Annotated in this window: 12 protein-coding genes and 1 pseudogene; 7 read left to right on the forward strand and 6 right to left on the reverse strand. The window is 71.8% G+C overall.

The annotated features are described in order from the left end of the window. Positions 1–32: 32 nt before the first annotated feature. Genes mnhG through ACFSL2_RS21895 form a run of 6 tightly spaced genes read right to left on the reverse strand, consistent with a single transcriptional unit; the run spans position 33 to position 6,603 of the window. Complete coding sequence (gene mnhG, locus ACFSL2_RS21870; protein ID WP_377199860.1) at positions 33–395, reverse strand: monovalent cation/H(+) antiporter subunit G; 363 nt, start codon at positions 393–395, stop codon at positions 33–35. Beyond that, positions 392–772 carry an MrpF/PhaF family protein gene (locus ACFSL2_RS21875; RefSeq protein WP_377199861.1) on the reverse strand — a complete coding sequence of 127 codons (381 nt, stop codon included), beginning with the start codon at positions 770–772 and terminating at the stop codon, positions 392–394. Before ACFSL2_RS21875 ends, mnhG begins: the two co-directional genes overlap by 4 nt. Beyond that, positions 769–1,380 (reverse strand): Na+/H+ antiporter subunit E, encoded by a 612-nt coding sequence (locus ACFSL2_RS21880; protein WP_377199862.1) that lies wholly within the window; start codon positions 1,378–1,380, stop codon positions 769–771. The genes ACFSL2_RS21875 and ACFSL2_RS21880 overlap by 4 nt, the downstream gene beginning before the upstream one ends. Then, positions 1,377–3,041, reverse strand: a complete 1,665-nt coding sequence (locus ACFSL2_RS21885) for a Na+/H+ antiporter subunit D (RefSeq protein WP_377199863.1) — start codon at positions 3,039–3,041, stop codon at positions 1,377–1,379. The genes ACFSL2_RS21880 and ACFSL2_RS21885 overlap by 4 nt, the downstream gene beginning before the upstream one ends. Beyond that, positions 3,038–3,553, reverse strand: a complete 516-nt coding sequence (locus ACFSL2_RS21890; RefSeq protein ID WP_377199864.1) for a Na(+)/H(+) antiporter subunit C — start codon at positions 3,551–3,553, stop codon at positions 3,038–3,040. The genes ACFSL2_RS21885 and ACFSL2_RS21890 overlap by 4 nt, the downstream gene beginning before the upstream one ends. Then, positions 3,550–6,603 carry a Na+/H+ antiporter subunit A gene (locus ACFSL2_RS21895; protein ID WP_377199865.1) on the reverse strand — a complete coding sequence of 1,018 codons (3,054 nt, stop codon included), beginning with the start codon at positions 6,601–6,603 and terminating at the stop codon, positions 3,550–3,552. Before ACFSL2_RS21895 ends, ACFSL2_RS21890 begins: the two co-directional genes overlap by 4 nt. A gap of 290 nt (positions 6,604–6,893) precedes the next feature. Between ACFSL2_RS21895 and secA the strand changes: the two are divergent. From secA to rpmE, 7 genes and pseudogenes are all read left to right on the forward strand, one after another. Next, positions 6,894–9,386, forward strand: a pseudogene (secA, locus tag ACFSL2_RS21900) (preprotein translocase subunit SecA); the annotation flags it as partial. A gap of 306 nt (positions 9,387–9,692) precedes the next feature. Next, positions 9,693–9,854, forward strand: a complete 162-nt coding sequence (locus ACFSL2_RS26820; protein WP_417629356.1) for an SEC-C metal-binding domain-containing protein — start codon at positions 9,693–9,695, stop codon at positions 9,852–9,854. Positions 9,855–10,087: 233 nt separating this feature from the next. After that, the gene (locus ACFSL2_RS21905) at positions 10,088–11,386 is read left to right on the forward strand and encodes a homoserine dehydrogenase (protein WP_377199867.1); all 1,299 of its coding nucleotides are present in this window, start codon (positions 10,088–10,090) and stop codon (positions 11,384–11,386) included. A 73-nt stretch (positions 11,387–11,459) separates the two neighbouring features. Then, positions 11,460–12,518, forward strand: a complete 1,059-nt coding sequence (gene thrC, locus ACFSL2_RS21910) for a threonine synthase (RefSeq protein ID WP_377200873.1) — start codon at positions 11,460–11,462, stop codon at positions 12,516–12,518. Beyond that, the gene (gene thrB, locus ACFSL2_RS21915; protein WP_377199868.1) at positions 12,518–13,534 is read left to right on the forward strand and encodes a homoserine kinase; all 1,017 of its coding nucleotides are present in this window, start codon (positions 12,518–12,520) and stop codon (positions 13,532–13,534) included. Before thrC ends, thrB begins: the two co-directional genes overlap by 1 nt. A gap of 301 nt (positions 13,535–13,835) precedes the next feature. Beyond that, positions 13,836–15,848 carry a transcription termination factor Rho gene (gene rho / locus ACFSL2_RS21920; protein WP_377199869.1) on the forward strand — a complete coding sequence of 671 codons (2,013 nt, stop codon included), beginning with the start codon at positions 13,836–13,838 and terminating at the stop codon, positions 15,846–15,848. A 142-nt stretch (positions 15,849–15,990) separates the two neighbouring features. After that, on the forward strand, positions 15,991–16,209 hold the full coding sequence (gene rpmE, locus ACFSL2_RS21925) for a 50S ribosomal protein L31 (protein ID WP_377199870.1): 219 nt from the start codon (positions 15,991–15,993) through the stop codon (positions 16,207–16,209). The last annotated feature ends 116 nt before the right edge of the window (positions 16,210–16,325 follow it).

Below are 16,325 nucleotides of genomic sequence, written 5' to 3' on the forward strand. Positions count from 1 at the left end.
GCTGCCCGGCCCGCCCTCGGCCGACCTCCGCCTCAGCCGTCGCTGTCCCGTGTCGGGTCCAGAGGGTCCTCGGGCTGGTCGCCCGGGGCCTGGAGGAGCACCGGGGCGACGTTCCCGGTGCGGAGTCCGGCCCGGCCCACCATGTGCGCCCCCACGGGAGTCGTGAGGAGCTGGAAGACCGCGACCAGCAGGAGCATGGTCACCGACGTCCAGTCCAGCAGCCGGAGCGCCAGACCGGCGAGGAGCAGGAGCAGCCCCAGTACCTGTGGCTTGGCGACGACGTGCATCCGCGAGAGCAGGTTGTCGAAGCGCACCACGCCGACCCCGGCGGAGAACGAGAAGAAGGCGCCGAGCAGCAGGCAGACGCCGGCCGCCACGTCGGTCAGCACGGTCATGGTGCCTCCTTGCGGACGTCGCCACGGTCGGAGTCGCGGTCGGAGTCACCGTCGGAGTCGCGGCCGGGCCGGTTCAGCGTGCCCGAACCCGCCTCGCGCCCCTGTCGTCCTTCTCGGGGCGGTTCGACGGCGGCGAAACGTGCGATCGTCACCGACCCGATGAACCCGACCATCGACAGCACCACGAGGATGGGCACCGACTCCGTGCGGCGGGACAGCGCTGCCTCGATTGCTATCGCGCCGACCAGCGCGGTGGTGAGCACGTCGAAGGCCACCGCACGGTCCAGCATGGACGGCCCGCGCTCCATCCGGACCACCGCGAGCAGCGCCCCCGTGGCGAGCAGGGCGGTCGCCACCACTCCGACGGCGAGCATCATCGCTGTACCTCCTTGTCGGTGGGTCCGTGCCGACCGTTCCCCTCGGCCAGACCGACGCGGACCAGCTCGTCGTGCGACGCGAAGGCCCGCAGCAGCCGTGCTTCCAGCGCCAGCATCGACTCCCGCACCCCGTCGGGTCCACCCGCCCGGTCGAGGTCGAGCACGTGCAGCCGCACCGTCCTGGTAGGCGGGTCATGGTCGACGACGAGGGTCCCGGGCACCATGGACGACAGCCCCGCCGTCGTGGCGACGAACAGGTCGGACGCCGACCGGAGCTGCACCCGGACCAGACCGGCCTCGGGGGTCGCGCCCGGCGTGATCGCCGCCCAGGCCACCTGGAACGACGCGAGCACCAGGTCCGAGAGGAAGCGGCCGGCCAGCCGGAGCAGGGGCCCGGGCCGCAGGGTCGCGGTCGTGTCGAACGGCGGCAACGGGAATGCCAGGGCGACGAGCGCCCCGAGCGCCGCACCGGACAGCACGTTGGCCCAGGACAGGTCGCCCCACAACAGCACCCACAGCACGGCACCCAACGCCATGGTCGGCCCCAGCGTGCCCAACCGTTGGGCCCGGCGGCGCCACGGTCGCTCGGCCTGCCCGGTATCCGTCATGACCGGCCCTCCTCGGCGTCGTCCGTGACCTCGTCGGACTGACCGGTGCCCCGGGGCCCGTCCGGGAACACCGCCCGGACATAGGTGTGCCCGTCCATGACGGTGCCGGCTGCCCGCTCCGCGTAGTCGTAGAGCGGACCGGCTGCCACGGTGAGGCTCACTCCGACGGCGACCAGGGCCGCCGTCGGGCCGACCATGCCCCAGGGCAGCGGGGCCTGCTCGGGCAGGTCCTCCTCGTCGCCGCCCGGCTGCCAGAACGCCTTGTTCCAGGCCCGGATCACCGCGTACAGGGTGAGCAGGGAGGTGACCACCGAGCCGACCACGAGCACCCAGGCCAGCCAGGACCCGTCGAGCACGCCGGCCTCGAGCAGGCCCACCTTGCCGAGGAAGCCCGACATCGGCGGGATGCCCGCCAGGTTCATCGCGGGGACGAAGAACAGGACCGCCAGGCCGGGAGCCAGCCGTGCGAGACCGCCCAGCCGGTCGAGCGAGGTGGTGCCGCTCCGGCGCTCGATCAGGCCGACGACCAGGAACAGCGCGGTCTGCACGGTGATGTGGTGCACCACGTAGAAGATGGCGGCGGCCGTGCTGGCCTGGGTGGCCAGCGCCACCCCGAAGATCATGTAGCCGATATGGCTCACCAGGGTGAACGACAGGAGCCGTTTCACGTCGTCCTGCGCCACCGCGCCGAGGATGCCGACGAGCATCGTGGCCAGGGCGAGGACGAGCAGCACCGCCTCCAGCTTCTCGTTCGGCGGGAAGAGGAGGGTCTGGGTGCGCAGGATCGCGTAGACGCCGATCTTGGTGAGCAGGCCGGCGAACACGGCGGTGACCGGCGCGGGCGCCGTCGGGTAGGAGTCGGGGAGCCAGGCGGAGAGCGGGAAGATGGCCGCCTTGATCCCGAAGGCGAGGAGCAGCAGGGACTGGATGCCCAGCCGCACCCCGGGGTCGACGTCGGGCAGCCGCTCGGCGAGCTGCGCCATGTTCACGGTGCCCGTCGCCGCGTAGACCAGGCCGACGGCCAGCAGGAAGATGATCGAGCTGAGCAGTGCGACGACCACGTAGACGCTGCCCGCCCGGATGCGCTCGCTGGTGCCGCCGAGCGTGAGCAGCACGTAGGACGCGGCCAGCAGGATCTCGAACCCGACGAAGAGGTTGAAGAGGTCGCCCGCGAGGAAGGCGTCCGCCACGCCGGCGGCCAGGATCAGGTACGTCGGGTGGAAGACCGCGACGGGCAGGACGTCGCGCCGGCCCGACTCGTCGGCATCGGGATCCTGCGCCTCCAGGGCATCGCGCAGGAGCTCGGCGTTCCTGGAGGCGGGTGCCGTCCGCTCGTGGCGGTCGGCGATGCCCTGTGCCATCGAATACAGCAGGACGCACAGCAGCATGATGCTGCTGACGAGCAGCATGATCGCGGCCAGCGGATCGGCCACCAGGTTGACGCCGACCGGCGAGGCCCAGCCTCCGACGTCGACCACGACCGGTCCGTCGTTCGCCGCGACCACGAGGCCCGCGGCGGCCGCGGCGGCCACCGACAGGGCGACGACGGAGATGACCCGCTGCACCCGTTCGTACCGGTGCAGGGCCAGCGCCAGACCGGCGGCGAAGAGCGGCACCAGCACCGGCAGCGGGACGAGGGTCTGTACGGTCCACAGGTTCATGAGCCATCACGCCCACGGACCGTCGGGTCGACGGTCGGGTCGGGGAGCGCGACCTCGTCGCGAGCCGTCACGGCCTCCTCGGCCAGCGTGGAGCCCGGCTCCAGGGAGTCGCTGTCGGCGTACGACGGCACGTCCTCGACCGCGAGCCGCGCGATACGGGTGTCCTCCACGTCGTCCTGCACCTCGTCGTGGCCGTGCAGCTGCCACGAGCGGTAGGCCATGGCCAGCACGAACGCCACGAGGGCGAGGGTGATGACGATGGAGGTCAGGATCATGGCCTGGGCCAGGGGGTCGCTCATCGGCTCCCCGGTGGCCCTGGCGCCGGTGATCGGCGGCGCTCCCGCCCGGCCACCCGCCATGAGGATCGCGAGGTTGGCCCCGTTGCCGAGCAGCACGAAGCCGAGCAGGACGCGGGTGAGCGACCGTTCCAGCAGCAGGTAGACGCCCGCGGCGAACAGCACGCCGACCGCCAGCAGCAGGGACCCGGAGGGCACGGTGTCGAGCACGATCATGCGCGCTCACCTCCGGCTCGGCCCGCCGTGCGGCCGTGCGAGCCGACCACCTGCGCGAACGGTTCGGCCTGCCGGTCCAGCTCCGCGCCGAAGGCCCGCAGGATGTCGATGACCAGGCCGATGACCACGAGGAACACTCCGATGTCGAAGAAGAGGCTGGTGACGAGGTGGATGTCGCCGAGCACCGGCAGGTGCAGGTCGATGATCGTGCTCTCCAGCGCCGCCTGGCCCGCGAGCAGCGCGACCAGACCCACGCCCGCCGACAGGAACAGCCCGGTCCCCAGGACGAGGCCTGGATGGACGGGCGCCGCCTCGCCGAGCTCGTACCGGCCGCCGGCCAGGTAGCGGACGGTGAGCGCCAGCCCGGCGACGAGCCCGGCGGCGAACCCGCCGCCGGGGGCGTTGTGCCCGCTGAACAGCAGGAACAACGCGAACAGGATCATCGGGTGGAACAGCACGCGGGTGAGTACCTCGAACAGCATCGACCGCTGCGCCGGGTCGAGGGTGGGGCCGGCCACGAGCCAGGTGCCCTGGCGGACCTGCCGGGAACCGGCGGCGGCCTGTTCCGCGGGCTCGTCGGCGTCCGCGGTCTCCAGCCGGAGGATGCCGCCGCTGCGTTGACGCAGGAAGACGAGCGACGCGACACCGGTGGCGGCGACCAGGAGCACCGAGATCTCACCCACGGTGTCCCAGGCGCGGATGTCGACGAGCGTGACGTTGACGATGTTGTGCCCGCCGCCGAAGGTCTCCGCCTCCTCCGGGAAGTCGACGGACACCGGCTGGTGCACGCGGACGAGCGGTGCGGCGGCGACGAACAGCATGACCACCAGCCCGGTGAGCCCACCGATCGCCAACCGCACCCAGCGGCTCGCCGCCAGTGGCCGGTCGGAGAAGTACGGCGGCAGGCGCCGCAGGACGAGCACCATGACGGCAAGGGTCACGGTCTCGCACAGCACCTGGGTCAGGGCCAGGTCCGGGGCGCCGTGCAGCAGGAACAGGGCCGCGTTGCCGTAGCCGGCCACGCCCGCGAGGAACACCGCCTTCAGCCGTCGGCGGGCGCGGGCCGCCAGCACGGTGGCCACCACGATCACCAGGACGATGACGAGCTGGGCCGGGCGGTCCCACGGCACCAGGGCGAAGGGGCCGAGGTGGAGCACCCCGTCGCGCCCCACCGCCTCGGCGGCGACGGGCAGGGCAGCACCGGACGGGGCGCCGACCAGGCCCGCCGCGAGCGCGACCCCGGGGCCCACGGCGAGCACCAGCAGGATCATGCCCAGGTAGACGGGCAGGGAGCCGCGCTGGGTGCCGGCGGTGACGTCGGCGGCGACCCGGTCCAGCCGGCGCATGAGCCGCCGATAGACCACGTCGGCGCCGCCGGGGAAGCGCAGGGCGGCCTGCACGCGCTCCAGCCGTCCGCGCTGCCAGAACGCCAGCGCGCCGAGAAGGAAGATCGTGGCGGTGACCGCGAGCCCCGGGGTGAAGCCCTCCCACAGGGTGAGGTGCCCCGGCTCGCCGGCCGGGTAGGTGTTCGCGTACGGGGCGAGCAGCCGCTGGCCCACCTCCGGCACGAGCGCGACGGCGAGACCGAGCACCGCGAGGACGAGCGGCGGCGCCACCATCCAGAAGGACTGGCGGTGCACCGTGGCCGGAGCGGCGTCGAGCGTCGCCTCCGGCTCGACCGGTGCTGCCCCAGCACTCGCGCGGTCCTCCCCGCCGCGGCCCGGCGGCGGCTCCTCCGGCTCGGGCAGGGCCCGCAGGCGGGGCTTGAACGCGCCCCAGAGGAACCGCAGCCCGTACGCCACGGTGAGGGCCGATCCCACCGCGACGACGGCGATCATGACCATGCCCAGCAGATCGCCGTCGTGGGTCCACGCCGCGAGCGCCGCCTCCTTGGCGACGTAGCCGGCGAAGGGGGGTAGGCCGATCATCGACGCCGTGGCGAGCGTGGCCGCGAGGGCGGTGCCGGGCAGGCGGCGTCCGACGCCGGCGAGCCGGCGCAGGTCCCGGGTGCCGGTCGCGGCGTCGATGGCGCCGACGACGAGGAAGAGCGACGCCTTGAACATCGCGTGGGCGCCCAGCAGGGCCAGGCCGGCGAGCGCGGTCGCCCTGGTCCCGTAGCCGAGCAGCAGCGTGAGGAGCCCGAGCTGGGAGACGGTGCCGAACGCGAGGATCAGCTTGAGGTCGTGCTGGCGCAGTGCCCGGTAGCCGCCGAGCAGGAGCGTCGCGCTGCCGAGGACCAGCACCACGGTGCGCCAGGCCGTGAGGTCCGAGAAGGCGGGAGCGAACCGTGCGATCAGGTAGATGCCCGCCTTCACCATGGCCGCGGCGTGCAGGTAGGCCGAGACGGGCGTGGGCGCCGCCATCGCCGCGGGCAGCCAGAAGTGCGTGGGCACGAGCGCGGACTTGGTGGCGGCTCCGGTCAGCAGGCAGACCACGGCCACCGTGACGGCGGGGCCCGACGGCGGGTCGGCGAGCACCGCGGAGAGGCTCCAGGTGCCGGCGGTCACCCCCAGCACGACCACGCCGACCAGCATCGCGAGGCCGCCCGCCGTGGTGACGAGGAAGGCCTGCATGGCGGCGCGCCGCGAGGAGGTGCGGTGGGCGTAGTGGCCGATCAGGAGGTAGGAGAAGACCGAGGTGAGCTCCCAGAACACGACCAGCAGGAGCATGTCGTCCGCGATGACGAGCCCCGCCATGGTGCCGGCGAAGGCCACGAGGTACCCGCCGAAGCGGCCGAGGCCGTGCGCGTCCCGGGCGAAGTACGCGCTGCAGTAGAGCAGCACCAGGGTGCCGACCGCGCCGACCACGAGCAGCATGATCCAGGACAGCGGGTCGAGCCGGAGGGCGACGGAGAAGCCCAGCGCGGGGATCCAGGGCACGTGCTCGGCGGGAGGGTTGCCACCCAGGACGGCCGAGGTCCGGGAGAGGGCGTAGAGCGCGGCTGCGGCGGGGGCGAGGGCGAGCACCCAGAACGCGCGCCGACCCAGGGCTGCGACGAGAGCGGGTGCGGCGAGGGCCAGGACCCCGTGGGCGAGTAGTACCGGGAGCACGTCCGTGCCGTCCTGTCGGGGCTCGCGGAGAGACGGCGTCGTGCCTGGCGAGCCGGGCGGAACCCGGTCGTCGTACGGGCCGGCTGACGCGCGAGCGCGGGCGGGTGGGCGGTGACTGCCACTTTATCCGCAGGAGCCGGGTGGGGTGCGGGCAGGAACCCGTGAGCGGCCGCGATCGTTACCCCTGGAGCGAACCTGCCGATCTGTCGCCGGTCATGTGGGCCACGGGCCCTGGTTTACGGCCTACGATGGACGACGGCGAAACTTGACGACGACCTGGGAGAACCCGCGTGTCCATCCTCGACAAGGTCCTGCGCATAGGCGAAGGACGTGTCCTGAAGAAGCTGCACTCCGTGGCTGAGCAGGTCAACCGCTTGGAGCCCAGCTTCGTCGAGCTGAGCGACACCGAGCTGCGTGAGGAGACCGCACGTTTCCGGGAACGGCTGGAGCACGGCGCCACCCTGGACGAGCTCATGCCGGAGGCGTTCGCGGCGATCCGCGAGGCGGCTCATCGCACGCTCGGCCAGCGGCACTTCGACGTCCAGATCATGGGTGGTGCGGCACTGCACCTCGGCAACATCGCCGAGATGCGCACCGGTGAGGGCAAGACGCTGGTGGCGACGACCGCCGCGTACCTCAACGCCCTGGCGGGCGACGGCGTGCACGTCATCACCACCAACGACTACCTGGCCAAGTACCAGGGTGACCTGATGGGCCGGGTCTTCCGGTTCATGGGCATGACCACCGGCGTGATCCTGTCGGGCCAGACGCCGGCGCAACGCCGGCAGATGTATGCCGCCGACATCACGTACGGCACGAACAACGAGTTCGGCTTCGACTACCTGCGCGACAACATGGCCTGGTCCACCGACGACCTGGTGCAGCGCGGGCACAACTTCGCGATCGTCGACGAGGTCGACTCGATCCTCATCGACGAGGCGCGGACGCCGCTGATCATCTCGGGCCCCGCGGCCGGTGACGCGAACCGCTGGTACAACGAGTTCGCGAAGGTCGTGCGCCGGCTCGCGCCGACCGTCGACTACGAGGTCGACGAGAAGAAGCGCACCGTCGGCGTGCTCGAGCCGGGTATCGCGAAGATCGAGGACTACCTCGGGATCGACAACCTGTACGAGTCGCTGAACACGCCGCTGATCGGGTTCCTCAACAACGCGATCAAGGCCAAGGAGCTGTTCAAGCGCGACAAGGACTACGTCGTGCTGAACGGCGAGGTCATGATCGTCGACGAGCACACCGGCCGGATCCTCGCGGGCCGTCGCTACAACGAGGGCATGCACCAGGCCATCGAGGCCAAGGAGGGGGTGGAGATCAAGGCGGAGAACCAGACGCTCGCCACGATCACCCTCCAGAACTACTTCCGGCAGTACGACAAGCTCGCCGGCATGACCGGTACGGCCGAGACCGAGGCCGCCGAGTTCCAGAGCACGTACAAGCTCGGCGTCGTCCCGATCCCGACCAACAAGGAGCCGCAGCGGATCGACCAGCCCGACCTCGTCTACAAGAACGAGGACGGCAAGTTCAACGCGGTCGTCGCGGACATCGTGGAGCGGCACGCCTACGGCCAGCCGGTCCTCGTCGGTACGACGAGCGTCGAGAAGTCGGAGCTCCTGAGCGCCAAGCTCAAGAAGTCCGGCGTGCCGCACAACGTGCTCAACGCGAAGGAGCACGAGCGCGAGGCCGCCGTCGTCGCGATGGCGGGCCGTAAGGGTGCCGTCACGGTCGCCACGAACATGGCCGGCCGCGGTACGGACATCATGCTCGGTGGTAACGCCGAGTACCTCGCGGTCGCCGAGCTCTCCGAGCGGGGTCTCGACCCGGTCGAGACGCCCGACGAGTACGAGGCTGCCTGGCCGCAGGCGCTCGAGAAGGCGAAGGAGCGCGTCGCGGCGGAGCACGACGAGGTCAAGGGGGCCGGTGGCCTCTACGTGCTCGGCACGGAGCGCCACGAGTCCCGCCGGATCGACAACCAGCTGCGTGGTCGTTCCGGCCGTCAGGGCGACCCGGGCGAGTCCCGGTTCTACCTGTCGATGCAGGACGACCTGATGCGCCTGTTCAACTCCGGCCTCGCCGAGTCGATGATGAACCGCGCCGGTTTCCCGGACGACATGCCGCTCGAGTCGAAGATGGTCACCCGCGGCATCATGTCCGCGCAGGGCCAGGTGGAGTCGCGCAACTTCGAGATCCGCAAGAACGTGCTGAAGTACGACGACGTGCTGTCCCGGCAGCGCACCGTCATCTACGCCGAGCGCCTCCGGGTGCTCGAGGGCGAAGACATGCACGAGCAGATCCAGCACTTCCTCACCGACACGATCACCGACTACGTGAACAACGCGACGGCGGAGGGCACGTCGGAGCAGTGGGACCTCGACGCCCTGTGGACGGCGCTCAAGGCCGTGTACCCGGTGTCGCTGACGCCCGACGAGGTCGCCGAGGAGGCCGGCGGCGCCGACCGGCTCACGAGCGAGATGCTGCTGGAGGAGATCCTGTCCGACGCGCGGGTGGCCTACCAGGCGCGCGAGGACGAGCTGGGGTCCGCGGCGATGCGCCAGCTCGAGCGCCGTGTGGTGCTCTCGGTGCTGGACCGCAAGTGGCGGGAGCACCTCTACGAGATGGACTACCTCAAGGAGGGCATCGGGCTGCGGGCCATGGCCCAGCGCGACCCGCTCGTCGAGTACCAGCGCGAGGGGTTCCAGCTGTTCCAGGCCATGACCGACGCCATCAAGGAGGAGTCGGTCGGGTTCCTGTTCAACCTCGAGGTCACGGTGCAGCAGCCGGACGCCGAGCAGGCGGCCGACGGCGGCTCGGAGCTGCCCGCCGCGGGCCAGGTGCCGCCGCGCGGTCGCCTGGGTACGGGCCAGCCGGACGCGCCGCCCACGGCGCAGATGCCGGTCGTACCGCCCGCGGCAGCGTCGGGGCAGGACCAGCCGGGGCAGCCGCCCGCACCGCGGCAGCGCCGCGCGGCCGGCGCCGCGACCGAGCCGATCCTGCTCGCGAAGGGCCTCGACGCCCCGAACCGGCAGCAGCCGCTGACGTACTCGGCACCGAGCGAGGACGGCTCGGGCTCGGCGTTCATGCAGTCGTCGGACGGCGCCCGCCGTCGGGCGGCCCTGCACGGCGAGGCGACCGCCGCCACGAGTGACGGCCGCACGTTCCCGGGCACGCCCCGCAACGCCCAGTGCCCGTGCGGGTCGGGCAAGAAGTACAAGGTCTGCCACGGGGTCAACGAGGCCTGACCGCCCGGCACCACCACGCCGAGGGAGCACGGTGGCGAGACAGGACCGCAGCGAGGCAGAACCTTGCCGACCGCCGCGGTCCGGTCTCGCCACCGTGCTCCCTCGGCGGCGGCGTCGTGAGACACGGCGCTCGCGTGTCGGATGCTGCGGTTACCCTGATCGCAACGTCCGGAACTCCCCGTGTGGACCTGCACCGGACCGGACCGTTTCCCCACGACGAAAGCAGGATCGCTGTGCCTGTCCACGTTCCTGAGCCCGCACGCGGGCTGCGCGTTGCACTGCTCGGCTGTGGCGTCGTGGGCACCGAGGTGGCCCGGATGCTCCTCGACCAGGGCGTGGATCTCGCCGCCCGGGTCGGCGCGCCGCTGGAGCTGGCCGGCATCGCGGTCCGTGACGCGGACCGGCCCCGCGACGCGATCATCCCGCGCGACCTCCTGACGGAGGACGTGGAGTCGCTGGTGGACGGCGCGGACATCGTCATCGAGGTCATGGGCGGCATCGAGCCCGCGCGCGGTCTGCTGCTCCGCGCCATCGAGAGCGGTGCGGCCGTGGTGACGGCGAACAAGGCCCTCCTGGCGGCGGACGGACCCACCCTCTACAAGGCTGCCGACTCCGCCGGCGTCGACATCTACTACGAGGCGGCGGTGGCCGGTGCCATCCCGATCGTGCGCCCCGTGCGGGAGTCCCTGGCGGGCGACCACGTGCGCCGGGTGCTCGGTATCGTCAACGGCACCACGAACTACGTGCTGGACCAGATGGCCACGAACGGGCTCGAGCTCTCCGACGCGGTCGAGCAGGCGCAGGAGCTCGGTTTCGCGGAGGCCGACCCCACCGCGGACGTCCAGGGGTACGACGCCGCGGCGAAGGCAGCGATCCTCGCCAGCCTCGCCTTCCACACCCGCGTCTCGGCCGATGACGTCGCCCGCGAGGGCATCACCGGCATCACCGCCGACGACGTCTCCTGGGCTGCCCGGACGGGCCACGCCCTGAAGCTGCTGGCGATCGCCGAGCAGACCGGCGAGGGCGTGTCGGTGCGGGTGCACCCCGCGCTGGTGCCGCTGGAGCATCCCCTGGCGGGTGTCAAGGGCGCGTTCAACGCCATCTTCGTCGAGGCGGACGCCGCCGGCCCGCTCATGTTCTACGGCCAGGGGGCCGGCGGCCGGCCCACCGCGTCGGCGGTCGTGGGCGACGTCGTCTCGGCGGCGCGCCACCGTGTCCTCGGCGGCAAGGGCCCGCAGGAGTCCACCTACGCGGCCCGCCCGCTGCTGCCCCCCGACGCCGCGGTCACCCGGTACCAGGTCCGCCTGCTCGTCGCCGACCTGCCGGGCGTCCTCGCCCAGGTTGCCGGCGTCGTGGGCGACCACGGCGTGTCGATCGACACGATGCGCCAGACTGGTCCCTCCGAGGGCACCGCCGAGCTGCTCCTGACCACCCACGCCGCCCGTGAGGCGTCGTTGGCTGCCACCATCGCGGCGGTGCGCAAGCTCGAACCGGTCCGCGAGATCACGTCCGTCCTGAGAGTCGAAGGCTGAACCCGTGCCTCCTGTGCTGCCCGCTGAACCGAACCTCCCCTCCGCTGCCTCCGGGGGCGCACCCACGTCGCGCCTGTGGCGCGGCGTGATCGCCGAGTACGCCGACCGCATGCCCGCCCACGTGCAGCGCAAGATCGTGACGCTGGGAGAGGGCGGCACGCCGCTGGTGCCCGCCCCCGCGCTGTCCGAACGCACCGGAGCCGACGTCTACGTCAAGGTCGAGGGGATGAACCCGACCGGGTCGTTCAAGGACCGTGGCATGAGTGCTGCGATCTCCGCGGCGGCCGGGCGTGGCGCCCAGGCCGTGGTGTGTGCGTCGACGGGCAACACGTCGGCGTCGGCCGCGGCCTACGCCACCCGCGCGGGCATGATCTGCGCGGTCCTCGTGCCGGACGGCAAGATCGCCATGGGCAAGCTCAGCCAGGCGGTCGCCCACGGCGCGCGCCTGCTCCAGGTGGACGGCAACTTCGACGACTGCCTGGTGGCGGCCCGCAAGCTCGCGGACACCCACCCCGTCGAGCTCGTGAACTCCGTGAACCCGGACCGGATCGAGGGGCAGAAGACCGCGGCGTTCGAGATCGTGGACGCCCTGGGCGACGCACCCGACCTGCACCTGCTGCCCGTGGGCAACGCCGGCAACATCACGGCGTACTGGAAGGGCTTCCGGGAGTACGCGGATGCCGGCGTCGCGAGCCGGACGCCGGCGATGTGGGGCTTCCAGGCAGCCGGTGCCGCCCCGATCGTCAAGGGCCACCCGGTCGACGACCCGGACACCATCGCCACCGCCATCCGCATCGGCAACCCCGCTTCCTGGCAGCTCGCCGAGGAGGCACGCGACACGTCGGGCGGCGTCATCGAGGCCGTGACCGACGAGCAGATCCTCGCGGCGCACCGGATCCTCTCCGCCGAGGTGGGCGTGTTCGTGGAGCCCGCCTCCGCGGCGGGTGTCGCCGGCCTCCTGGCGCGCCACGAGCGCGGCCTCGTACCCGCGGGCGCGCGCATCACGATCACCGTGACCGGCCACGGGCTCAAGGACCCGAGCTGGGCGCTGCGTACACCCGACGGCAGCGACGTGGAACCCGTGCGGGTGTCCGCCGACGTCGTCTCGATCGCCGACGCTCTCTCCCTCTGATGCAGCTCGGCGCCGACCACGTGCGGGTCCGGGTGCCCGCGACGAGCGCGAACCTCGGTCCGGGCTTCGACTCGCTCGGCCTGGCCCTCGCCCTGTACGACGAGGTCGAGGTGCGCCTCGTGGCGAGCCCGGACGTCGTGGTCGAGGTCAACGGCGAGGGCGCGGGGGACGTCCCCCTCGGAGAAGACCATCTCGTGGTGCGCGCGCTGCGCCGCACCATGGAGCTGGCCGGAGCCGTGCCCACCGGCATCCACATGACGTGCCACAACGTGATCCCGCACGGTCGCGGCCTCGGGTCCTCGTCGGCGGCGGTGGTGGCGGGGATCGTCGCCGCGCGTGCCCTGCTGGCCGAGCCGCGGGCGGTCGACGCCGCCACGGTGCTGGCGCTCGCCACGGAGTTCGAGGGACACCCCGACAACGCGGCGCCCGCCATCCAGGGCGGGGCGACCGTCGCGTGGACCACCGACGCCGGCCCGCGTGCGGTCGGCCTCGACGTCGACCCGACGATCGAGGCGACCGTGCTGGTGCCCGACGCGCGGCTCGCCACCTCCCGGGCGCGGGCCGCCCTGCCCGAGCGGGTGTCGCACGGCGATGCGGCGTTCACGGCGGGCCGTGCGGCGCTGCTGGTGGAGGCCCTGGCGAGGCGCCCGGAGCTGCTGTTCGACGCCACGGAGGACCGCCTGCACCAGCCGTACCGGACGGCCGTTCTCGGGGCCTCCAGCGAGCTGCTGCGAGCGCTGCGGGACGAGGGGGTGCCGGCGACCGTCTCGGGCGCCGGGCCGACCGTCCTCGTGCTCGCCGGACCAGGTCACCGGGCCCGGCGGGACGCCGTCCTGGCGGACCTCGTGGACGAGACGGCCGGCTGGCGACGGATCAGCCCGGGGATCGACACGACCGGCGCACGGGCCCGGAGGATTTCCGGTGACGCAGGTGCGCTATCGTCCGGTTCGTCAGGTGCAACCGGACCTCGCGTCGTACCAGGATCACCAGCAGTACGGGGTGGTAGTATGCAGTGAACCTTCGGGATCGCACGTCCTGAGCCATGGTGGCTGGAACTCGGATTCGACATCGGTTCTTCACCGCCTAATCCGGCAGAGTCGTTCATTCACAGAGCCTCAGCCGCTCAGCCGTGCCCGTTGCAGGCCGTGACCAACGGCCACCGCATCTCGCGAGAAGGCAGACAACGCCCCCGTCAGCCGTCGTCGTCGTACCACGGATGCGAGGTTTTTCGCGTTCTGGCCGCATCGAGCCGGGCGCCCACCATCCCGCGGCCCGCGATCACGCGATTAGCCGCAGTTCGAGGGGGAAGGGTCCTTCGTGACAGACACCACCGATAACGCTCAGCCAGCAGCCAGCCGTACGGCCGGAGCGCTGAGCAGCATGCGCCTCGCCGAGCTCCAGGCACTCGCCGGAGATCTGGGCGTGAAGGGCACCTCCAGGATGCGCAAGAGCGACCTCGTGGACACCATCCGCGAGAAGACGGGCGGCGCGACGAAGCGTTCGGACCGTGCCGCCTCCGCCTCCGCCGAGAAGCCCACCACCAACGACAAGCCCGCCCGCGCCGAGGCGCCGGCCGACAAGCCCGCCCGCGCCCAGGCGCCGGCCGACAGCTCCGCCCGCACCGAGGCGCCGGTCGCCGCCGCCGAGGTCGCCACCTCGGGCGTGCGCGCGGACGCGAGCACGGAGGCCGAGAAGGCCGCTCGTCTGGCCCAGCTGGCCGACGCCGTCGCGGCGCCCCGCGAGCAGGGCGGCGGACGTCGCTCCGGCCGCGGTCAGGGTGCCCCGGAGGGGAACGCCGAGAAGTCCGGTGACGACAAGGGCCGCAACGCCCAGTCCGGTGCCGGCCGGCAGAACACCCGTGGCAACGACCGTGCCAACGAGCGTGGCGGCAACGAGCGGAACGCCGAGCGGAACGAGCGCGGTAGCGCCCGCAACGCGGAGCGGAACAACGACCGTGGCAATGACCGCGGTAACGACCGCGGTAACGACCGCAATGACCGCAACGACAACGACGAGGACCGTAACTCGCGTCGCCGTCGGGGCCGCGACCGCGGCCGGGACCGTAAGCGCGGCCGTGGCCGCCAGGGTCCGGACGTGGCGGGTCTCGACAACGTCCCCGAGGTGCGGGAGGACGACGTGCTGCTGCCCGTCGCCGGCATCCTGGACGTGCTCGACAACTACGCGTTCGTGCGGACCTCCGGATACCTGCCGGGCAACAACGACGTCTACGTCTCGCTGAACCAGGTCAAGAAGGCCGGCCTGCGCCGCGGCGACGCGGTGGTCGGCGCCGTGCGCCAGCCGCGCGAGGGCGACGAGCCGCCGACCCAGCCGACCGGGCGCAACGCCAAGGTCAACAAGGTCAACGCCCTGGTGCGGTTGGACTCCGTCAACGGCATGACGCCGGAGGAGGCGCGCGAGCGTCCGGAGTTCACCAAGCTGACGCCGCTGTACCCGCAGGAGCGGCTGCGCCTGGAGAACCCCGAGGCGACCAAGCTCACGCCGCGCGTGATCGACATCGTCGCTCCGATCGGCAAGGGCCAGCGTGGCCTCATCGTCGCGCCGCCCAAGGCCGGCAAGACGCTGATGATGCAGCAGATCGCCAACGCGATCTCGCTGAACAACCCTGAGGTCCACCTCATGGTCGTGCTGGTCGACGAGCGTCCGGAAGAGGTCACCGACTTCGAGCGTTCGGTCAAGGGCGAGGTCATCTCGTCGACGTTCGACCGCCACGCCTCCGACCACACGCTGGTCGCGGAGCTCGCCATCGAGCGTGCCAAGCGTCTCGTGGAGCTGGGCCAGGACGTCGTGGTGCTGCTCGACGGCATCACCCGCCTGTCCCGCGCCTACAACCTGGCCGCTCCGGCGTCGGGGCGCATCCTGTCCGGTGGTGTGGACGCCGCCGCGCTCTACCCGCCCAAGAAGTTCTTCGGCGCCGCCCGCAACATCGAGGACGGCGGCTCGCTGACCATCCTGGCCACCGCCCTGGTCGAGACCGGGTCGAAGATGGACGAGGTGATCTTCGAGGAGTTCAAGGGCACCGGCAACATGGAGCTGCGTCTGTCGCGGTCCCTGGCCGAGAAGCGCATCTTCCCGGCGATCGACGTCAACGGCTCGAGCACCCGACGCGAGGAGATCCTCATGTCGAAGGACGAGCTCGCGATCGTCTACAAGCTGCGCCGCGTCATGGGCGCGCTCGACCAGACGCAGGCCGCCGAGCTGCTGCTCGGCCAGCTCAAGAAGACCAAGACCAACGTCGAGTTCCTCCTGCACGTGCAGAAGACGACGCCGGGTGGTCTGACGGAGGACGAGAACGTGGGCGAGACCGTCTGACCGGGACGCGGCGTCCGACCCACGTCACATCAGTCTCCCTCGCCCGCACGGGCGAGGTAGTGGCAGAATGACTGGCTGGCCCGCTGGTTCACGTCACTGCGATTCTGCAGGGCGACCCAGCGGCATCACACCAAGGAGCATCATGAGGGCTGGGATCCACCCCGAGTACGTCGTCACCGAGGTCACCTGCACCTGCGGTAACACGTTCACCACGCGCAGCACCGAGACGTCCGGCAAGATCGCCGCCGACGTCTGCAGCGCCTGCCACCCGTTCTACACGGGCAAGCAGAAGATCATGGACACCGGTGGCCGCGTGGCCCGGTTCCAGGCGCGCTACGGCAAGAAGGCCGCCGACAAGTAGCGACTTCGCAGCGCCGGTGGTCCGGCCCGACAACCTCTCCAGGGGCAGTCGGGAACGGACCACCGGCGCTGTCGTTTTCCCACAGCCTTCCCCAGCACTCAACGGGTGCCGTCGCT

This window comes from Promicromonospora aerolata, assembly GCF_042682255.1.
Classification (GTDB): domain Bacteria; phylum Actinomycetota; class Actinomycetes; order Actinomycetales; family Cellulomonadaceae; genus Promicromonospora; species Promicromonospora aerolata.

Excerpts from the sequence above, each read along its gene's own strand:
- mnhG (WP_377199860.1), bottom strand. The coding sequence starts at position 395 with ATGACCGTGCTGACCGACGTGGCGGCCGGCGTCTGCCTGCTGCTCGGC.
- ACFSL2_RS21875 (WP_377199861.1), bottom strand. The coding sequence starts at position 772 with ATGATGCTCGCCGTCGGAGTGGTGGCGACCGCCCTGCTCGCCACGGGG.
- ACFSL2_RS21880 (WP_377199862.1), bottom strand. The coding sequence starts at position 1,380 with ATGACGGATACCGGGCAGGCCGAGCGACCGTGGCGCCGCCGGGCCCAA.
- ACFSL2_RS21885 (WP_377199863.1), bottom strand. The coding sequence starts at position 3,041 with ATGAACCTGTGGACCGTACAGACCCTCGTCCCGCTGCCGGTGCTGGTG.
- ACFSL2_RS21890 (WP_377199864.1), bottom strand. The coding sequence starts at position 3,553 with ATGATCGTGCTCGACACCGTGCCCTCCGGGTCCCTGCTGCTGGCGGTC.
- ACFSL2_RS26820 (WP_417629356.1), top strand. The coding sequence starts at position 9,693 with ATGCAGTCGTCGGACGGCGCCCGCCGTCGGGCGGCCCTGCACGGCGAG.
- thrB (WP_377199868.1), top strand. The coding sequence starts at position 12,518 with ATGCAGCTCGGCGCCGACCACGTGCGGGTCCGGGTGCCCGCGACGAGC.
- rpmE (WP_377199870.1), top strand. The coding sequence starts at position 15,991 with ATGAGGGCTGGGATCCACCCCGAGTACGTCGTCACCGAGGTCACCTGC.